General features: G+C 44.4%; 2 protein-coding genes and 1 pseudogene. 1 reads left to right on the top strand and 2 read right to left on the bottom strand.

From position 1 onward, the window contains the following. Positions 1–1,991: RCC1 domain-containing protein (locus ABN764_RS29415; protein ID WP_446673857.1), on the bottom strand; the 1,991-nt coding region annotated here is incomplete at its 3' end. A gap of 176 nt (positions 1,992–2,167) precedes the next feature. Between ABN764_RS29415 and ABN764_RS29420 the strand changes: the two are divergent. Continuing rightward, positions 2,168–2,343, top strand: a pseudogene (locus ABN764_RS29420) (transposase); the annotation flags it as partial. A 135-nt stretch (positions 2,344–2,478) separates the two neighbouring features. Here ABN764_RS29420 and ABN764_RS29425 read toward each other — a convergent pair. Beyond that, positions 2,479–2,751, bottom strand: a 273-nt coding sequence (locus ABN764_RS29425) for an S-layer homology domain-containing protein (RefSeq protein WP_446673831.1), incomplete at its 5' end; no start/stop codon positions are given.

The raw sequence follows: 2,751 nt of genomic DNA on the forward strand, positions 1-2,751 counted from the left end.
TTACTCTCTTTCGCCAGACGAATGACGATAAACGGTTGCGATTGGAACAGACGCTCTGCGGTCGCAACATTGAATACTAGTTTCGCATCCCCTGCATGAACGGTAATATAGTCAATATCCTTCCGGCCAACTAAGCCTTCTTTATTAAGCTTGAACACATATTCACTTTGATTGGATACAGTCACAATTTCCGCATTCACAATCAGTTCTCTCACAAGTGTAATCTTATTCTCTGATAGCGTCTGCTGTATTGCTGACTTCTCCTTAGATGCATTTCCAGCTAAACGTGCAAGCAGCTCGGATGTTATCACAAATTGGCCGTTAACAGGAGTCAGCTTCTCGCTGCTTGCAGCTGTAATCACAAGTTCTCCTGCTTGTGTCAAGCCTTCCACCATTTGCGGATTCTGCTTGTCAATGTCAGGAAGTGAACGGACTGCTGTGAGATACGTATTGGACTGCATGCTGCCACCCATGACATACAACAATACATAAGTCGTCTCATTCGGTAAGCCAGGTCTGCTAATGGTAGCTCGTACAATGGTTTGTCCCGGGTTGATCCCTTTCACAACCGGTACGCCATTTACATTCGCCAAGGTTCCGATGCCCGGATTCTCAATCGTATACGTGATCCGAGTTCCGGGAACCACATTGCTCGCGACTATAGGCTGTTGCTCGCCAGGCTGCAGCATCGTGATGAACGGATACAAGCTGATTTCAGGAGATGTTCGTTTTTCTGGCTGAACTACTGCCTCAGGACGCTTCTCAGTTGGTATTTCTGTTGTTCCAGAACGTTCACCATTCGGGGTTTGTGTTGTGCTTGGACGTTTACTTTTTAATATTTCTGTTGTCTCAGAACGAATGTCAGCTGCTATGCCTTTCGTGAACACAACAAGCTTTGGCAAGGAAGCATCATAATCATCCCACGCCCACAAAGTCTGATCCTTTTTTAAAGCATAATACCATGTAGAATATTTGTCCCGATGCTTAAGGTATATGGTAGCGATATCCGTAAGCTCAGGGAATACTTTATCGTCGTTGTACACGGACCAAAGCTGATCATCCGTGTGCAAAAAATACATGGTGTCAATAAATTGATCTATTAATGGTTGATCTCGCAACATCATGCTAAACTCAACCATAGCTCGAGCGCCTGTTGCTATGTCTAATTGCTTGGGAATCGCTTCAGGATTATACGCTGGCCAGGACCAGACCGTGCCATCTTGCTTGAATGCAAAGTTTTTATAACTGCTTATCTGTATGTTGACGATATTGACAAGTCCTTTGATCTGCTCGGGACCTTTGTTTTTCGAGATATAATCCGGAAGGTACGAACTTGTACTCCATCTCCACACCGAACCGTCTTTTTTAACCGCGTATGCGAAACCGTTCGCCGAGCTTATGGATGTGACATCATCAAGCAGCTTGGATTGAATGGGAATCGACGAGGCATTGCCCATTTCGCTTCCCCAACTCCACACCGAACCGTCTGATTTTAATACGAACAAGGTCTTGAAGTTAGAACTGTCGAAGAAATCAGCGACGAGTGAAGTTACGTCATTCAAGTCTTTGATAATCGAAGGAGTAACCATAGGACTATGTATTATAGTGTCGTCTGCTTCGCCAGTTTTGGAATCCCAATACCATACCGTTCCGTCCTTTTTTAACGCAACGTAGTTAATAATAGCTCTGCTGTCTACCCCATGCGATTTGTATCTAAATTGCTTCACATCCTGCAAGCCAGGAATGTGGTACATTTCACCTACATAGAAATCTAAAGTTTCTAAATAATCTTTGTTCAAGACCCAAGTCCAAATGCTGCCGTCCTTTTTGTCCAGTAACACATTCTCGTCAAGAATGTCGTAATCCTCGCCGATACGTGTATATTGCTGTTCGCTAACGACACTTCCATTATTCCCTTTGGCTTGAACCGAACCTGAATGAGCTGTAAGGACTAACATAAGGCATAGCAACACTGACATTAATCGTTTCATTGTCGACCTCCATTAGAAATGTAATTGTTGATCTCCATGCTGCTTTCGGGATTTCCAACAGTAAGCCGATTGCCTGTCCATCTTTTTCAATTTCGTGTTCCCCTCTTTTTTCTATATTGCTTACTTTCCTTTCATCGGTTAATAGCTGCTTCGATTTCACTTTTCCCTAAATTTTCAAAAGCGACGAAGGAATCGCGCTGTCGGTTCGACGAATGATCGAGCCAGAGAGTGTATCTGGTCAGCTGGAACATAATAGAGGATTTAGACGCTCCCTGCTTCGAGGCTTGTCGAAAGTAAGCATTGAGATGGGTGGCTTTCCCTTGCCACAATTTGCTGCAGTGGGCAACAATGAAGCAAAAAGGTCGAGTTCAGGTAGAAATTAAACCTTAACTCGACCTTTTTTGAATCCCAACTATCCCTCACAGGTAATAAACCAACTTATAGGACAACCACAGTAAAGAGCGATTAATATGTGGAAATGGTAAGGTCACAGCTGCAAATAAAGTCGATACAACATTCGTGCGGCTTCCCCGCGCGTAACCGCCTCTCTTGCTTTAATCTGTTTATCGGCGGGAACATCGATCAGGCGCTGCTTCACCGCCAAGGACATCGTGGGCTTGGCCCACTTGGATACCGTTTCTTTATCTACAAATCGATTTAAGTACTCCTCCGGATTCGAAGGGTAATAATAATGCTTCCTCTCATGCAGGAATCTTGCGCCAATAGCGGTCATTTCTTGCCGCTCTATCGTACGATCCGG

This window comes from Paenibacillus wuxiensis, from assembly GCF_040195695.1.
Lineage (GTDB): Bacteria > Bacillota > Bacilli > Paenibacillales > Paenibacillaceae > Paenibacillus_B > Paenibacillus_B suaedae.